Source organism: Bacillus sp. B15-48 (genome assembly GCF_016879755.1).
Taxonomy (GTDB): domain Bacteria; phylum Bacillota; class Bacilli; order Bacillales; family Cytobacillaceae; genus Mesobacillus_B.
The window spans coordinates 139,383-156,112 of sequence record NZ_WOFU01000001.1 but is presented as its reverse complement, the minus strand read 5'-3'; the positions used below and the strand labels follow the sequence as shown (position 1 = coordinate 156,112).

Annotated in this window: 15 protein-coding genes and 1 pseudogene; 15 read left to right on the top strand and 1 reads right to left on the bottom strand. The window is 41.3% G+C overall.

What is annotated here, in order from left to right:
• Positions 1-65 precede the first annotated feature (65 nt).
• The 5 genes from hprK to GNT69_RS00820 are packed head-to-tail and all read left to right on the top strand — an operon-like array spanning position 66 to position 4,046.
• Positions 66-1,001, top strand: a complete 936-nt coding sequence (hprK, locus tag GNT69_RS00840) for an HPr(Ser) kinase/phosphatase (RefSeq protein WP_203553056.1) — start codon at positions 66-68, stop codon at positions 999-1,001.
• Positions 1,002-1,058: 57 nt separating this feature from the next.
• Positions 1,059-1,925: a prolipoprotein diacylglyceryl transferase gene (gene lgt, locus GNT69_RS00835; RefSeq protein WP_203553055.1), complete on the top strand. Its 867-nt coding sequence runs from the start codon at positions 1,059-1,061 to the stop codon at positions 1,923-1,925.
• 9 nt (positions 1,926-1,934) lie between these two features.
• Positions 1,935-2,879, top strand: a complete 945-nt coding sequence (locus tag GNT69_RS00830; protein ID WP_239093977.1) for a nucleoside recognition domain-containing protein — start codon at positions 1,935-1,937, stop codon at positions 2,877-2,879.
• Positions 2,869-3,516, top strand: coding sequence for a pyrophosphatase PpaX (gene ppaX, locus GNT69_RS00825; RefSeq protein WP_203553054.1), 648 nt, complete (start codon positions 2,869-2,871; stop codon positions 3,514-3,516). The genes GNT69_RS00830 and ppaX overlap by 11 nt, the downstream gene beginning before the upstream one ends.
• The gene (locus GNT69_RS00820) at positions 3,516-4,046 is read left to right on the top strand and encodes an acyltransferase (RefSeq protein ID WP_203553053.1); all 531 of its coding nucleotides are present in this window, start codon (positions 3,516-3,518) and stop codon (positions 4,044-4,046) included. Before ppaX ends, GNT69_RS00820 begins: the two co-directional genes overlap by 1 nt.
• A 205-nt stretch (positions 4,047-4,251) precedes the next feature.
• On the opposite strand, the gene GNT69_RS00815 is transcribed toward GNT69_RS00820, so the two are convergent.
• Positions 4,252-5,784, bottom strand: coding sequence for a BCCT family transporter (locus tag GNT69_RS00815; protein WP_203553052.1), 1,533 nt, complete (start codon positions 5,782-5,784; stop codon positions 4,252-4,254).
• A gap of 715 nt (positions 5,785-6,499) precedes the next feature.
• Between GNT69_RS00815 and GNT69_RS00810 the strand changes: the two genes are divergently transcribed.
• From GNT69_RS00810 to trxB, 10 genes and pseudogenes are all read left to right on the top strand, one after another.
• Positions 6,500-7,669, top strand: coding sequence for an ATP phosphoribosyltransferase regulatory subunit (locus GNT69_RS00810; protein ID WP_203553051.1), 1,170 nt, complete (start codon positions 6,500-6,502; stop codon positions 7,667-7,669).
• 1 nt (position 7,670) lies between these two features.
• Positions 7,671-8,294 (top strand): ATP phosphoribosyltransferase, encoded by a 624-nt coding sequence (gene hisG, locus GNT69_RS00805; RefSeq protein ID WP_203553050.1) that lies wholly within the window; start codon positions 7,671-7,673, stop codon positions 8,292-8,294.
• 43 nt (positions 8,295-8,337) lie between these two features.
• Entirely contained in the window at positions 8,338-9,612 is a 1,275-nt protein-coding gene (gene hisD, locus GNT69_RS00800) for a histidinol dehydrogenase (RefSeq protein ID WP_203553049.1), read from the top strand.
• Positions 9,613-9,656: 44 nt separating this feature from the next.
• A complete protein-coding gene (hisB, locus tag GNT69_RS00795) occupies positions 9,657-10,244 on the top strand; it encodes an imidazoleglycerol-phosphate dehydratase HisB (RefSeq protein ID WP_203553048.1) in 588 nt (195 codons plus the stop codon).
• Positions 10,245-10,874 (top strand): annotated as a pseudogene (gene hisH / locus GNT69_RS00790) (imidazole glycerol phosphate synthase subunit HisH).
• Between the two features lie 31 nt (positions 10,875-10,905).
• The gene (gene hisA, locus GNT69_RS00785) at positions 10,906-11,637 is read left to right on the top strand and encodes a 1-(5-phosphoribosyl)-5-[(5-phosphoribosylamino)methylideneamino]imidazole-4-carboxamide isomerase (RefSeq protein WP_203553047.1); all 732 of its coding nucleotides are present in this window, start codon (positions 10,906-10,908) and stop codon (positions 11,635-11,637) included.
• Positions 11,637-12,395: an imidazole glycerol phosphate synthase subunit HisF gene (gene hisF / locus GNT69_RS00780; RefSeq protein ID WP_203553046.1), complete on the top strand. Its 759-nt coding sequence runs from the start codon at positions 11,637-11,639 to the stop codon at positions 12,393-12,395. Before hisA ends, hisF begins: the two co-directional genes overlap by 1 nt.
• Positions 12,392-13,030 (top strand): bifunctional phosphoribosyl-AMP cyclohydrolase/phosphoribosyl-ATP diphosphatase HisIE, encoded by a 639-nt coding sequence (gene hisIE / locus GNT69_RS00775; RefSeq protein ID WP_203553045.1) that lies wholly within the window; start codon positions 12,392-12,394, stop codon positions 13,028-13,030. The genes hisF and hisIE overlap by 4 nt, the downstream gene beginning before the upstream one ends.
• 847 nt (positions 13,031-13,877) lie before the next feature.
• Complete coding sequence (locus tag GNT69_RS00770; protein ID WP_203553044.1) at positions 13,878-15,371, top strand: tetratricopeptide repeat protein; 1,494 nt, start codon at positions 13,878-13,880, stop codon at positions 15,369-15,371.
• Between the two features lie 148 nt (positions 15,372-15,519).
• A complete protein-coding gene (gene trxB, locus GNT69_RS00765) occupies positions 15,520-16,470 on the top strand; it encodes a thioredoxin-disulfide reductase (RefSeq protein ID WP_203553043.1) in 951 nt (316 codons plus the stop codon).
• Positions 16,471-16,730 lie beyond the last annotated feature (260 nt).

Genomic DNA, 16,730 nt, shown 5'->3' with positions numbered 1-16,730 from the left:
TCGGAAATAATGCTAAAATAATAAGTATTGATTTAAGCAGAAAATATAACGAAGGAGGATTCCCTTTGCCTAAAGTTCGTACAGTAGATATAATTGAAAAATTTAATTTAGAATTAATTAGTGGTGAAGAGGGGATTAACCGCCCGATTACAACGAGTGATCTTTCCCGTCCAGCACTTGAGATGGCTGGATATTTCGAATATTACCCAGCTGAACGTATTCAGATTTTAGGAAAAACAGAATTAACATTTATTGAAAAACTAAGTCCAAGAGAGCGAGCGGAACGGTTGGAACAACTTTGTACAGACCTCACACCTGGTATCATCGTTTCGAGAAGTTTGGATGTCCCTGCCGAGTTGATTGAAGCTGCCGAACGTGAATCCGTGCCGTTAATGCGTGCGAAACATAAAACAACAAGGCTTTCGAGCCATTTAACGAATTATTTAGAAGGGAAACTAGCCCCGACAACGGCGGTTCACGGAGTTCTCGTTGACATTTATGGCATCGGTGTATTAATTACTGGAAAAAGCGGCGTTGGGAAAAGTGAAACAGCACTCGAATTAGTGAAACGTGGTCATCGACTGGTTGCTGACGATTGCGTTGAAATTCGCCAAGAAGATCAGGATACTCTTGTAGGAGAATCACCAGAATTGATTGAGCATTTGCTCGAAATTAGAGGGATTGGCATTATCAATGTGATGACTTTGTTCGGAGCAGGAGCGATTCGAACGAAAAAGAGAATTTCATTAAATATTGATTTAGAGCTTTGGGATCAAAATAAAACGTATGACCGACTTGGATTAGAAGAGGAAAAAATGAAAATCATCGACACTGATATTACGAAAATGACCATCCCAGTTCGTCCTGGACGAAATCTTGCTGTTATTATTGAAGTGGCTGCAATGAACCTTCGTTTAAAGAGAATGGGAATGAATGCAGCAGAACAATTTTCAAATCGGCTTGCTGATGTCATCGAAGATGGTGAACATGAAGATCTTTAGACAAAAACGGCTAAATATTATGGTAAGAAAATAGACAGAAGGTAAAGGAGAAATAAAATGCAAGAAAATATTCAGCCGATTGACCCGGTAGCTTTCTCATTAGGTCCGCTTGCTGTGCATTGGTATGGTGTCATTATTGGTGTCGGCATTGCTCTTGCCTTGTGGCTGGCGATGCGTGAAGGGGATAGACGAGGCTTAGAAAAAGATTTATTCGCCGACCTTATGCTTTGGGCGATTCCAATCGCGATTGTATCAGCGCGATTATATTATGTTCTTTTCCAATGGGAGTATTATTCTCAATACCCAGGTGATATCTTTGCAATCTGGAAAGGTGGCCTTGCCATTCATGGCGCGCTCATTGGTGCAGTAATCACGGGTTATGTGTTTGCGAGAAAAAGAGGAATTTCCTTTTGGAAGCTAGCAGATATCGCGGCTCCAAGCATTTTGTTGGGACAGGCAATTGGCCGATGGGGGAATTTTATCAATCAAGAGGCACATGGGGGCGAAGTTAGCCGCCAGTTTCTTGAAGGCTTAATGTTACCTGAGTTTATCATTAACCAAATGTACATAAATGGTACGTATTATCATCCAACCTTCCTATATGAGTCGCTTTGGAACATTATTGGTGTGTTTGTGTTGTTGTCGTTGCGCAAAGTGAACCTTGGTCGTGGGGAGATTTTCCTAAGTTACATGATTTGGTATTCGATCGGTCGTTTCTTTGTTGAAGGGTTACGCACAGATAGTTTGATGTTGACTGATACGTTAAGAATAGCGCAAGTGATTTCAATTGGTTTAATCTTGCTTGCCATTACATTGTGGGTCTATCGGAAAAGAAAAGGATATTCCGAGATTCGCTACTTGGACGAAGAACCGAAGCCTAAAAAGTCAGCAAATAAAAATAAAAAGAAAAAAGTAAAAAAATAGGAGCGGATTATGGTTACTACATTGAAAAAGGGGAGTATTGTAGGGTTACAGACAGTGTGGACCTTAGGGAAAATTATTTTTCCTGTAACTTTAATCATCTCTATTCTTCAATATACACCGGTCTTGCCGTGGGTGATTGATTTAGTTAGTCCATTAATGGCATTGTTTGGTCTGTCTGGAGACGCGGCAATCCCGCTAGTGCTTGGGAATTTCCTCAATCTATATGCAGGAATCGGCGCCATATTATCATTAGAATTGACGGTGAAGGAAGTATTTATTATCGCCGTCATGTTGTCTTTTTCTCATAATCTGTTCATTGAAACTGGCGTGGCGCTCAAAGTCGGCGTCAAGCTATGGGTCGTCCTTGTCGTCCGCCTTGGATTAGCATTTTTATCCGGAGTAATCATAAACCTTGTATGGAAAGGCGGTTCCGAAATCGCTAAATATGGGATGGTGCCCGCTCAGGAAGAGGCTCCAATAGGATGGCTGGCGATCACGTTTGAAGGAATCGAAAAAGCAGGAATGGGAATTTTCCAAATAGCAGTCATTGTTATTCCACTTATGATTGCTATTCAAATTTTAAAGGATTTAAAATGGTTGGATGTATTTTCACGATGGCTTGCACCAGTTACGAGAGCACTCGGAATGAAAGAAAATACATCGATGACATTAGCATCCGGACTTTTGATTGGTCTAGCGATGGGGGCTGGTGTCATGATTCAGGCAGTTAAGGAAGATGGAGTGAGTAAGAAGGATGCGACCATTGCGTTTATTTTTCTGGTTGCCTGTCATGCCATTATTGAAGACACGTTAATATTTATTCCGTTAGGGATTCCAGTTCTCCCGCTGCTGTTGATTCGCTTAGGTGTAGCAATTGTCTTAACCATTACGGTTGCGTTTATTTGGAATCGTACTGAGCTTATAAAAAGAAAGGAAACCGTTTATGAACAATAATATTGATACAGTTTTATTTGACCTTGATGGAACATTAATTGATACAAATGAATTGATCATCTCATCTTATCTCCATACATTAGAGCAATATTTTCCTGGCCAGTACAAACGGGAAGATGTCTTACCTTTTATGGGACCAGCTTTAAAAGATGTGTTTGCCGAACTTAATCCTGAGAAGGTCGATGAAATGATTAAAATGTATCGGACATTCAATCTTTCCAACCACGACTTGCTCGTGAAAGAATTTGAAGGTGTATATGATACGGTTGAAACATTAGATAAACATGGTTTTAAACTCGCAGTTGTAACAACGAAGCTTTCGGATGTTGCTCATATGGGACTTAAGTTGACAGGGCTTGACGCGTTTTTCAAGACTGTAATTGCTCTTGATGATGTCGAAAACGCAAAACCTGATCCAGAACCGATTTTTAAAGCGCTTGACCGCTTAAACTCTAAACCAGAGACAGCGATGATGGTTGGTGACAATCACCACGATGTCCTTGGTGGGAAAAATGCTGGGACGAAAACGGCCGGTGTTGCCTGGACAATGAAGGGAAGAGAGCATCTCGCACAATTTGAGCCGGATTATATGCTTGAGAAGATGCCTGACTTATTGTCAATTCTTGAGGTGAAGTAATGCGGGACACTGTCAGATATCGAGTCGAAGGGGCAAATTCGTTATGGCATGTATATAAAACAGTCCCCTTTTGGAAGGTAGTTAAAAATTTCATCGTTATTCAACTGGCTAGGTATACGCCGTATATTGGAATGAAAAACTGGCTTTATCGTACCTTTTTAAAAATGAAAGTCGGTGATCAGACGTCGTTTGGTCTCATGGTCATGTTGGATATTATGTTTCCAGAAAAGATTTCTGTTGGCCGCAATTCAGTTATCGGGTACAATACGACGATCCTTGCCCACGAGTATTTGATTAAAGAATACCGTTTAGGCGATGTTGTCATTGGGGATGAAGTGATGATTGGTGCGAATACGACGATTCTCCCAGGAATAACGATTGGCGACGGTGCATTTGTCTCTGCGGGAACAATTGTCCATAAAAATGTACCGGCAGGCGCGTTCGTTGGTGGAAACCCAATGCGTGTCATTTATACGAAAGAAGAATTAGCGAAACGATGGGCAGATGACCCCATTTACGGTCAAAAATAACCTTGCAGCTGCAGACTGCAAGGTTATTTTTAGTATGAATTGCTTTTGAAATTTTGGTATTCTACGAAAATGGTGTTTTATTCTACACTTTGGCTTGAATACTCTCCGAAATCATCGATTTACTCTACAAAAAGTCGCATATACTCTACAAAAACCCCGATTTACTCCACAATAGACAAAATGTGGAAATAACTCTCACTCTAACCTACGCAAGTTTCTGTTTCTTTTTCTTTTGTTCAATCACGACTGGTTGATCCGCGGCATCTTTTTTCAAGACGGTGAAAAGTGTGAATGTCATCGCTAAAAGGATCAACGTGAACGGCAAGGCTGCGACAATTGAGGCCGTTTGCAGCCCCGTTAATCCGCTTGAAAGGAGGAGAACAGTAGCAATTGAGCTTATTAAAATTCCCCATATGATTCGTACTTTAACCGGAGGGTTTAAGCTACCGCCAGTCGTCATACTGCTTAAAATAAACACAGCCGAGTCCGCCGAGGTTACTAGAAACGTCAGGATTAACAGCATCGTAATAATGGAAATTAAAAACGAAATCGGGAGTTGTTCATATAAGGTGAAAATCGCACTTGTTATATCCGTATTGACTGCAGCGGCAATATTTGCTCCTTGAAATAAATCAAGATGAAGGGCAGTTCCACCAAAAACGGAAATCCATAATAAGGCAACTGCTGGTGGAGCGACCATTACACCTAGGATAAATTCGCGAATGGTTCGTCCTCTTGAGACACGCGCGACAAAGGCTCCTACAAATGGCGACCAAGCAATTGCCCATGCCCAGTAAAACACTGTCCATTCGCGTGACCAAGTATTCCCTGTATAAGGATTTAACCGGAAACTATAATTGATGAAGTTTGAAATGTAATCGCCAATCCCAACGACTAACGTATCAAGGATAAACACGGTTGGTCCAGTAATAAACACGAAAAGCATGAGCAGTAATGCTGTCCCGAGATTAAGATTGCTCAACCATTTGATTCCTTTATCTAAACCAGTTGTAGAGGAAAATAAAAACAATACGGTCATGATTGCAATGATCCCAAGCTGGGGCCATGTTCCCGTCGAAATTCCGACTACGGTTGATAAACCACCATTAATTTGCATGATTCCTAATCCTATTGAAGTGGCAACCCCCATCACTGTTGCAACGACAGCAAGGATATCAATCCCATTTTTTAATTTTTGCCGATTTCCAATTAAAGGAGTAAGTGAGGTTGAAATTAACCCGTTTTGTTGTCTGCGAAATTGAAAATAAGCGATAATGAGACCAACAAGGGCAAAAACGGTCCATTGACTTACCCCATAGTGGAAGAATGAATACCCCATTGCGACACGGGCCGCTTGTTCTGATAACGGCTCAATCCCTGGTAATGGCGGGTGATTAAAATGTGACATCGGTTCACCGACTCCGTAAAACACGAGCGAAATCCCAAACCCCGCCGAAAAAAGCATTCCAATCCAAGTAAACAATGAATAAGCAGGTTTTTCGTCCTGCCCACCAAGGCGGACTTTTCCATATTTTCCAATAGCAAGGTAAATTAAAAAGACGGTAAAGATAAAAATCGAAATTAAATACAGCCACCCAAATGAAGAAGTGGTAAAGGTTAATGCCCTGTCTGCCCCTTTCGCAAAGGCAGTAGGAAAAATCACTCCGGCAAGGACAAAACCCCCTAATGTGATGGCGGATATCCAAAATACACTATTAAATTTTTCATTCTTAAACATCGACTCTCCCTTTCTAGGCTAATAGGAAAGTATAAATTTTCCAAATTAAAACTTTCCTAACGCATAAGTGCAACTACGCTTCTGTCTTCGCCTTTAGGCTCGCCAATCAGCGAGTTTTCTTTATTATTTTTTTCGCACGAACATGAAATAAGTAAGAACGAAGGGGGATGTACCACAAAATGTAGAGGTATGTATAAATGGTTTGTGGGATTAGATGGCAGGAAATTAGCTTTCCTATCTTCACAATTTAACAGTCTTCTTTACATGGAGCCATGAGCAGGAGCGAATAGCTGATCAGGACCCAGTATTCCAGTTGCTTCAAGAAGAAATCCCCTTCTTTTTAGCAAAGAAGACACATTATGAAACTAGGAAAATTAATTCGTTCATTTGCCTAAAAACCTGAATTCTTACTTTAGAGAAACACGCACCTCCTTGCTTATTTATTATTGTAACAAATTGTAAAGCGCCTTCACAAACAAATATAAAAGGAATTCTCTGAGATGAAACCTTTTTTTAGAAAAACAATAAATTAAAAGGAATTTTACTGAAATAAGCTAATCTTAAAAAAGAGCACGTTTTTATCGGTTATTTTAGCTTGACGATTTTTTTTTAACACGGTAAACTACAAATAACTTTATCTCATTAGCATATTAGCGAACTAAAGTATTTAACAGTACGGTGTATGATAAACTAGCCATAAAAGGGTGAAAAAGTGATGAGTCAATTATTTATGTTTGAAAAACCTTTAGGGATGCGCGATACGCTTCCAAATTTATATGAAACAAAACAGCATGTTCGTTCGATGCTTGAATCCGAAATGAAGGCGTGGGGGTACCAATTTATCGCTACTCCGACGCTTGAGTATTACGAAACCGTAGGTACGGCTTCAGCGATTCTTGATCAACAATTGTTTAAGCTTCTTGATCAGCAAGGACACACACTTGTGCTCCGACCAGATATGACCGCACCGATTGCCAGGGTTGCCGCGTCCAAACTATTGAATGAGGATTTTCCGATCAGACTTGCTTATGCAGAAAATCTTTACCGTGCCCAACAGCATGAAGGGGGACGCCCAGCCGAATTTGAACAAGTTGGGGTAGAGTGTATTGGCGATGAAACAGTCAGTGCAGATGGAGAGATGATTGCGCTAGCGATTTCAGCGCTAAAAAAAGCGGGTTTAACTGATTTTCAGCTATCAGTTGGTCATATTGACTTCGTAAAAGAATTATTTATCCAAATTCTTGGAACAGTTGAGCGAGCAAGAGAGCTTACCCAATTTTTATATGAAAAAAATTATGTTGGCTACCGTGAGCACGTCAAATCTTTGCCGCTTTCATCGATTGATACACAGAGACTCTTATCATTTCTAGATCTCCGTGGCGGTGTCGAAGTGATTGGCAAGGCGCTCGATTTGATTGAAAATGAAAAAGGAAAAAAGGCGATTCTTCAACTTCAAGAACTGTGTGAAATTGTGAAGGATTACGATGTTGCCGGCCATATTAAGTTTGATCTGACGCTTGTCAGCCATATGAGTTATTATACGGGGATTTTATTTGAGATGTACGCTAGCAAGGTAGGATTTCCACTCGGAAATGGCGGCCGTTATGACGGACTTTTACAGAAATTCGGGAAATCGATGGGGGCAACAGGTTTTGCGATTCGTCTTGATCGTTTGCTTGAAGCATTAGGAGAGTTGGAAGAAAAAGTCCCGGCTGAGTGCATTTTATTCAGCCCAGAACGACGAATTGAGGCATGTAGCCTTGCGAAAGAACGAAGACAATCGGGGATGCGGGTCGTGCTTCAAGACATCAGCGGTGTAAAAAACTTAGATGCCTACACAAGTAAATTTTCGGACGTTACCTATTTAGTCGGAAGGAGCCAGTAAAATGAAAGAACCGTTAACGATTGCCATGCCTAAGGGGCGGATTTTTGAAGAAGCGGCTGAACTGCTACGGAAGGCAGGGTATCGGTTGCCGCCTGAATTTGATGACTCGCGAAAATTAATTATCGATGTCGAGGAAGAAAATTTCCGCTTTATTTTAGCAAAACCAATGGACGTGGCTACATATGTCGAACATGGGGTCGCTGATCTTGGAATCGCCGGCAAGGATGTCTTGCTTGAAGAAGAGCGTGATGTATATGAGGTTCTCGATTTGAAAATTAGCAGTTGTTATTTGGCAGTTGCTGGTTTACCAAACACAAAAATGAATGATGTCGCTCCAAAAATCGCGACCAAATATCCAAATATTGCTGCTGCCTTTTTCCGTGAGCAAGGTCAACAGGTAGAAATTATTAAACTAAATGGTTCGATTGAACTTGCGCCATTAATTGGCCTGTCTGATCGGATTGTCGATATCGTCTCAACTGGACAAACATTGAAGGAAAATGGCTTAGTAGAATATGAAACGGTTACGTCAATCACCTCTAGGCTTATCGTTAACCCAGTTAGTTACCGGATCAAAGACGAACGCATTTCAGAAATTGTCGCTTCTTTAAGTGAAGTCATTTAAAATTTAGAAGAAGGAACCTGTTAAGCTTGAAAGGGTGATTGAGTTGAAAATTGTAAAGGTTAGCGGAGACATCTCGATAAAAAGATCGGTTGATAATGGTACGGAGGCACAACGAGAAGCAGTGAAAGAAATCATTGCTGAAGTTCGCCGTTTTGGGGACAAGGCAGTTAAAGCTTATACAGAAAAGTTTGATCGAGTCACTCTTGATTCTTTACGCGTGGATCGTTCAGAACTTGAAGAGGCGTACAATTCGGTATCCGCGGAAATGGTTGAAATTATCCGTGAGGCAGCCGAAAATATCCGCAACTATCACGAAAAGCAGTTGCGTTCATCATGGATTACGACAGAAGAAAATGGGACAATCCTTGGTCAGAAAGTGACTGCGCTAGACTCTGCTGGAGTATATGTCCCAGGAGGTACAGCTGCCTATCCATCCTCGGTATTAATGAACGTAATCCCGGCGAAAGTAGCGGGTGTCAAACGGATTGTCATGGTGTCACCACCGGGAGAGGACGGAAAGCTGCCGGCTGGGGTCCTTGTTGCTGCAGACCTTTCTGGAGTGGAAGAGATTTATAAAATTGGTGGTGCCCAAGCCATCGCTGCTCTAGCTTATGGGACAGAAACGATTCAATCAGTTGATAAAATCACTGGACCGGGAAATATATTTGTTGCGTTGGCAAAACGTGAAGTTTTCGGTGATGTCGATATCGATATGATTGCGGGGCCGAGTGAAATCGCTGTACTAGCTGATGACACGGCGATGGCGGACGAAATTGCCGCTGATCTTTTATCACAAGCGGAGCATGATATGCGGGCGAGCAGTGTACTAGTTACCCCTTCAGCGGCATTAGCAGAAGCCGTTCAGAAAGAAGTGACCTTGCAATTAGCTGTTTTGCCTCGTCAAAAGATTGCCGAACGATCGGTTGAAGATTATGGCGCGATTTATTTGGCGGAGAACATGGCCGAAGCGATTGAGACGATTAATCAATTGGCACCCGAGCATCTAGAGATTATGACTGAGAATGCAATGGAACTGATTGGGAAGATTCGCCATGCAGGGGCGATTTTTATCGGTCGCTACAGCTCAGAACCAATTGGTGATTATTTTGCAGGACCAAACCATGTGTTGCCGACAAATGGGACAGCGAGGTTCTCAAGTCCATTAAGTGTCGAGGATTTTCAGAAAAAATCAAGCATCATTGCTTATAGTGAAGCGGCTATTCGCGAAAATGGTGCAAAAATTGCCCAATTTGCACGTTTGGAAGGATTGGAAGGCCATGCGCGAGCAGTAGAGGCAAGGTTAAAAAAACTGACCTAAAGTAGCATTATGACATTATGAGAACATGTGAAGGAGAATGAAGGATGGAGAGAATTGCGACAATCAATCGAAAAACGAATGAAACAGATATACAATTAAGTTTTGCTATCGATGGTGAAGGGGCATCAGAGCTCAACACAGGTGTCCCGTTTTTAACTCATATGCTTGATGCGTTTGCAAAACATGGCCAATTTAATTTGACCGTGAACGCAGTCGGTGATATTGAGATTGATGCCCATCATACGACAGAAGATATTGGAATTTGTCTTGGTCAAGCGTTAAAGGAAGCACTCGGTGATAAGCGTGGGATTAAAAGGTACGGGAATGCGTTTGTTCCAATGGATGAAGCGTTGGCGCAAGTTGTTGTCGACCTTAGCAATCGCCCACATCTTGAGTTTCGTGGTGAATTTCCGGCACAAAGAGTCGGAACATTCGATACAGAGCTTGTTCATGAATTCCTCTGGAAGCTTGCGATTGAGGCGCGCATGAATTTACACGTCATCGTTCATTATGGTCATAATACTCACCACATCATCGAGGCCGTCTTCAAGGCACTGGCACGTGCGCTTGATGAGGCAACGACCATTGACCCACGAGTAAAAGGAATTCCTTCATCGAAAGGGATGCTGTAAATGATTGGAATTGTCGATTATGGGATGGGAAATTTATTCAGTGTCAGTAAAGCGCTTGAACGATTAGATGTCCCGTACATCGTCTCGGAAAATAAGCAAGAATTGGCAAATGCAGATGCGTTGCTAGTGCCAGGGGTTGGGGCATTTCCAGATGCGATGAATCGATTAAATGAATTAGGGTTAACCGAGATGATTCGCCAATTTGCGGATACAGGAAAACCCGTACTCGGAATTTGCCTCGGGATGCAGCTTTTATTTGAGGAAAGTTTTGAGAATGGTGTCACAACTGGGTTAGCACTTCTTCCTGGCAAGGTTGAATGATTCGTAGGTAAAAATCAAGCTGGAGAGTCGTATAAAGTTCCGCATATGGGTTGGAATCAATTAAGATTTGAAAATGACTCACCATTAACTGCAAATATCGAGCCAGGTCATGTGTATTTCGTTCATTCTTATTATGTCAAAACAGATGACCCTAATGTTCGAATTGCAGTAAGTGATTATGGTGTTGAAGTCCCAGCCGTTGTCGGCAAAAATAATGTATTCGGAATGCAATTTCATCCAGAGAAAAGCAGTCGGCAAGGCATGCAGCTTTTGCGTAATTTCACGCAACTGATTAACGAGCAGAAATAAAGGATTCTTTTTAAAAAAAGGGGGGGTTACAATGAGTTTCATCATTTACCCAGCAATTGATATGAGAGGCGGCAAATGCGTTCGCCTTATTCAAGGGGATTATGGAAAAGAGACTGTTTACGGAGATTCTCCATTTGATATGGCGGAATCATTTGCACAATCAGGAGCCGACTGGATTCATATGGTTGACCTTGACGGCGCTCGTGATGGCAAGCGAGTAAATGATACATATGTCATCCAAGCGGCCCAAAAATTAAACGCGCGTGTACAAATTGGTGGCGGCATCAGGACGGAAGCGGATATTGCTCATTACCTCGAAAATGGTGTTTCAAGGGTAATCATCGGCAGTGTTGCTGTTTCAAACCCAGAGTTTGCAGAAGAGATGGTTCGCAAATACGGTGAAAAAATTGCGATTGGACTTGATGCGAAGGACGGCTATGTCGCAACACATGGCTGGATTTCTACATCGGAAGTGAAGGCGATTGACCTTGGCAAACGCTTTGCAGCCGCTGGCGCTGAAACATTTATTTTTACCGATATTGCGACCGATGGGATGCTGTCTGGCCCGAATGTCGGAGCAATTAAACAATTAGCGGAAGAGACAGGGAAAAGTGTCATCGCCTCTGGCGGTGTCAGTAAGCTTGATGATTTACTTGCATTGAAAGAACTGGAAACGGTCGGAGTAAGTGGCTCGATTGTTGGAAAAGCCATTTACGAAGGACGCTTTACGGTAAAAGAAGCACTTAAGGCGGTGGCTGAGTAATGTTGACGAAAAGAATTATTCCATGTCTTGATGTAAAAGATGGCCGTGTTGTGAAAGGCGTCCAGTTTGTTCAGTTGCGCGATGCTGGAGATCCGGTTGAATTGGCGCGGTTTTATGATGAGCAAGGGGCCGATGAATTAGTTTTCCTTGATATTTCAGCCTCGAATGAGGGAAGGAAGACGATGGTCGAAGTGGTAAAGGCGGTTGCGTCAGAGTTGGCCATTCCTTTTACCGTTGGTGGTGGTATTAATTCCCTTGAAGATATGAAGCGAATTTTGCGATCCGGTGCTGATAAAGTAAGTTTGAATACAGCAGCCGTTGTAAATCCGGCATTAATTACCGAAGGGGCCGACTTTTTTGGAACTCAGTGCATTGTTTTAGCGATTGATGCGAAATATGATCCTGAGCTTGGCTCATGGCGGGTGTATACCCATGGAGGTCGTCAAGCCACGGACTTAGAAGTAATCGAATGGGCGAAAAAAGGAGTTGAGCTTGGGGCAGGTGAAATTTTGCTTACAAGTATGGATAGTGATGGTGAAAAGAAAGGCTTTGACTTGAAGTTGACGAAAGCGGTCAGCGAGGCGGTTTCTGTTCCTGTTATCGCTTCAGGTGGTGCCGGAAACGCTGAACATTTTGTTGAAGCCTTTATCGAGGGGAAAGCAGACGCGGCCCTTGCTGCCTCGATTTTCCATTATAAAGAAACATCTGTTGCCGAAGTGAAAGCTTACCTCCGTGAAAAGGGAGTGGAAGTCCGATGAATATCGATGAATTAAAATTTGATGACAAGGGATTAATCACCACGGTCGTCCAAGATGCGCAAACGCTTGAAGTATTGACGGTTGCCTATATGAACCGAGAATCGCTTGAGAAATCTTTGGAGACGAAGGAAACGTGGTTTTACAGTCGTTCTCGTCAAGAGCTTTGGCATAAAGGCGAAACAAGTGGAAATACGCAAAAAATCGTCAATATAAAATACGACTGTGATGCCGATGCACTCGTTGTGCTTGTTGAACCAGCTGGTCCGGCCTGTCATACTGGTACAGTCAGTTGTTTTACAGAAAGTTTGTTGGGTGAAGACACAGGTGAAAAAGCTTCATACGGAGATGTTAAAATTTTACTAGAGTTAGAAAAAATCATTGCTGACCGTGAAGTAGAGCGTCCTGAAGGGGCGTATACGACGTATTTATTTGAAAAAGGCGTCGATAAAATTTTGAAAAAGGTCGGGGAAGAAGCGTCCGAAGTCATCATTGCAGCCAAAAACCGCGACCAAGAAGAGTTAAAATGGGAAGCGGCTGACCTGCTTTATCATTTGCTCGTCCTCTTAAGAGAGCAAAATCTCCCATTAAAGGATGTATTGGGTGTTTTAAAGCAGCGGCACGAAGAGAAAAAATAAAAAGTGAACCAGTCTAAACCTTCTTGTTTAGGCTGGTTTTTTGTTTTTATAAAATGAGGATTTTTAGGCTGAATTCAATCATTTCAATGAACATATCTGTCACTCCTTTATTTTTAGTTCATAGGCGAGAACCCTCGTGACTTCAGTCATGAGATGAATCGCCTTCGGATACGGTCTAGTACTCGAAAATCGCGAGATTTTGTACTAGATTAAGTATCCGACATGTCAGCTAAACTTTTTGTATCCCACATTATACATGCTATAATATAACTAGAAATTGTTCTTTGAAAACTGAACATATAGGGTTGATGCAGGAAAAGCTCTGCATCGTAAAATGTTCAAGCAACACGAACAAAAAAACGTTACATGTTGCGATAGCCAAGCGCATGTGATTATCAATACGGGGTTCGCTTGGTTCCTCGTCAAACAGTTCACCTCTTAAATGAGGTGATTGAATCGGTATGCCAACGGGCGTATATTGGACTGTTAATACCAGAAGGCGATTTTTGCCTTCACAAGCTCGTGACTTCAGTCATGAGTTGTTGACTTAAATGGATATTCTGTTTTAACAGCAAAAAACCCTTCAAAAGAACAGATAGTTTGAAAATTTGCCACATATTAAGATTCGCTGAAGTTTTATCCACGGAATGTCCGGTTTACTCTACGAAAACCACGGTTTACTCTACGGAATGCCCCGCTTACTCTACGAAAACCGCGGTTTACTCTACAAAACCCTTTAATTGTAAAAAAACACCCAAACTGAAACAAACAAACTGTATTCTCCTCTTCTCCTTGCCTTTCAACTTATGTTATACTTTATAGGTTAAAAACCTTTTGGGAGGACAAAATGGGAGAAGACTCTAAAATAAGAAAAGAAACAGGGCAACTACTGTCATTTGTCCCAACGGGTGAATATTATTTCACCAAGGGGATTAAAGCGTATCATCGTCGGGATTTGCACCGTGCGTATAAGTATTTTAGCCGGGCAATGCAGCTAGAACCTGGAGAACCGATGATCGTCTGCCAATTAGCGATTGTTGCTACGGAGCTAGGGGAATACCAGCAGGCAGTTCGTCTTTTACAAATGATCCTCGAAGAAATGGATGACCAAATGGTAGAATGCCATTATTTTTTAGCGAATAATTACGCCCATTTGGGTTTCTTTAAAGATGCGTACCACCATATCAACTTGTATTTAGAATTAAATCGTGACGGGGAATTTGCTGATGATGCCGAAGAATTACTTGATATCATTATGCTTGAAGCCGATGAATTAGACGAAGGCGAATTGTATGAAGAGGACGAGTTAATTTTAAAACAAGAAGAGGCGCGGAATCAACTAGAATCTGGGAATTTCCCAGAGGCAATTGCCATTTTTGAAGAGATTGTTGAAGAATACCCTGAGTATTGGTCGGCGTACAATAATCTCGCATTAGCTTATTTTTATCTTGGTCAGCCTGTCAAAGCAAATAAAACTCTAGATCAAGTTCTTGAGCAAAACCCTGGAAACCTTCATGCGCTTTGCAATCAACTTGTGTTTGCTTTTTATCAAAATAAGCAGGAAGAAGTGGAACATTTAACAACTGTGTTAGCAAAAATTCAACCAATGTTAATGGAACAGCAATTTAAGCTTGGAGCGACTTTTTCTTTAGTCGGCGAATATGAGCTCGGCTATAAATGGCTTAAGCGATTGTATAAATCTGGTCATGATGGAGACGGTGGATTTTATTATTGGCTTGCCTATTCGTCTTATTATACCGGTCGTGAACAAGCGGCGAAGAGCTACTGGAAAAAGGTGCTTGAATTTAATCCTGAGAAAGATGGACTCGAGCCTTGGGGAGAAAAGAATGTTCCATTGGAAACGCAAATATCTTCCATTGTTCAGAAGTTCCAAAGTGAATATGCGGAAGAACGATTATTTGCCTTGTTCTTAACTTCTATCTCCGACAAGAAGGAAGAAATCCTTGCAACGAATGAAATCACGAATAAGATGACAGCAATTGAAAAAAAATATTTAACTTATGTGAAATCTGGCAAATGTCCGCAGGAAATGGAGGCCGTGCTTGGAGCCCATGAGACGGCACTTGTTCTCTACGATAAACATCAACCAATTAACCAGGACGAAGCAGGAGTATATTTAATTTGGTTTGCTGTTTTTGAAAGCGCGCTTAAAGAAGGGCTTAATTTTAAAAATAAAAAAGCTTGGGCAGCAGCCGTTGAATTTGTTTGGGAGCAGCTACGTGAAGGGAAAAACACGAAAACTTCAGTGGCGGAAAAGTATGGGTTATCGGTTTCAACTTTAAGCAAGTATGTAAAAATGGTGAATAACTGTTTAGATTAGAGTCAGCTAAGCTGGCTTTTATTTTTTTAAATAACATTTGTAAGCAGATGTTTGGACTGTTTTCCCGTTGTTTTATAGGATATGAGTAGGTAGTAAATACTATGAATTATAATAAATATTTATCGTAGTGAATAAAGGAGTGAAATAAATGTCTGAAGAAAAAGTATATGATGTGATTATTATTGGAGCTGGTCCAGCCGGTTTAACGGCAGCCGTTTATACATCACGTGCGAACCTTTCCACGCTGATGTTAGAACGTGGCGTACCTGGAGGTCAAATGGCGAATACAGAAGAAGTAGAAAACTACCCTGGATTTGAACACATTTTAGGACCCGACCTATCAACAAAAATGTTTGATCATGCGAAAAAGTTTGGTGCTGAGTATGCATATGGGGATGTAAAAGAAATTATTGATGGAAAAGAATACAAAACAGTGATAACTGGATCAAAGCAATTCAAAGCACATGCAGTGATTCTTTCTGCTGGAGCAGAATATAAAAAGCTCGGTATTCCAGGCGAGAGTGAGTTAGGTGGCCGTGGTGTTTCTTATTGTGCGGTTTGTGACGGAGCATTCTTTAAAGGAAAAGAGCTTGCAGTCATTGGTGGCGGAGACTCAGCAGTTGAAGAAGGTGTTTATTTAACCCGCTTTGCTTCTAAAGTAACAATCGTTCACCGTCGCGATGAACTGCGTGCCCAGAAAATTCTTCAAGATCGCGCGTTCGCAAATGATAAAATCGATTTTGTCTGGAATCATACAGTAAAAGAAGTGAATGAAAAAGATGGAAAAGTAGGAAGCTTGACATTAGTCTCAACGAAAACAGGCGAAGAAATGGAATTTAAGGCAGACGGTGTCTTCGTTTACATTGGAATGGTACCATTGACAAAACCATTTGAAAACTTAGGAATTACAAATAGCAATGGCTATATTGAAACAAATGAACTGATGGAAACGAAAGTTCCAGGAATTTTTGCAGCCGGAGATATTCGTGAAAAAACATTGCGACAAATTGTGACAGCAACCGGAGATGGAAGTATTGCGGCGCAACAGGCACAGCATTATGTAGAAGAGGTTAAAGAAGAAATGAAAGCAAAAGCTTAAATTTACAGTTCGACAAAAACTTTACAGAACGTAATTATTAATTAATTGTGCTGTAACAGTAGTGAAATAAACATAGGCTATAATAGATTTAAATTGACCCCCTTTTTTAAAATATAATCCTTTTGGCACAGGTTTCCCCTGTGCTCTTTTTTTATTTATAAATATAATACAGCTTGTTCACTTTCAGGATAACACCTTAAATGACGTCATATTGTGGCAGGTTTCTAAAAATAGTATAATGAAAATAATAAAAAATTCGG

Coding starts and splice junctions, on each gene's coding strand:
- lgt (WP_203553055.1), top strand. CDS start 1,059: ATGCAAGAAAATATTCAGCCGATTGACCCGGTAGCTTTCTCATTAGGT.
- GNT69_RS00830 (WP_239093977.1), top strand. CDS start 1,935: ATGGTTACTACATTGAAAAAGGGGAGTATTGTAGGGTTACAGACAGTG.
- ppaX (WP_203553054.1), top strand. CDS start 2,869: ATGAACAATAATATTGATACAGTTTTATTTGACCTTGATGGAACATTA.
- GNT69_RS00820 (WP_203553053.1), top strand. CDS start 3,516: ATGCGGGACACTGTCAGATATCGAGTCGAAGGGGCAAATTCGTTATGG.
- GNT69_RS00815 (WP_203553052.1), bottom strand. CDS start 5,784: ATGTTTAAGAATGAAAAATTTAATAGTGTATTTTGGATATCCGCCATC.
- GNT69_RS00810 (WP_203553051.1), top strand. CDS start 6,500: ATGAGTCAATTATTTATGTTTGAAAAACCTTTAGGGATGCGCGATACG.
- hisG (WP_203553050.1), top strand. CDS start 7,671: ATGAAAGAACCGTTAACGATTGCCATGCCTAAGGGGCGGATTTTTGAA.
- hisB (WP_203553048.1), top strand. CDS start 9,657: ATGGAGAGAATTGCGACAATCAATCGAAAAACGAATGAAACAGATATA.
- hisA (WP_203553047.1), top strand. CDS start 10,906: ATGAGTTTCATCATTTACCCAGCAATTGATATGAGAGGCGGCAAATGC.
- hisF (WP_203553046.1), top strand. CDS start 11,637: ATGTTGACGAAAAGAATTATTCCATGTCTTGATGTAAAAGATGGCCGT.
- hisIE (WP_203553045.1), top strand. CDS start 12,392: ATGAATATCGATGAATTAAAATTTGATGACAAGGGATTAATCACCACG.
- GNT69_RS00770 (WP_203553044.1), top strand. CDS start 13,878: ATGGGAGAAGACTCTAAAATAAGAAAAGAAACAGGGCAACTACTGTCA.
- trxB (WP_203553043.1), top strand. CDS start 15,520: ATGTCTGAAGAAAAAGTATATGATGTGATTATTATTGGAGCTGGTCCA.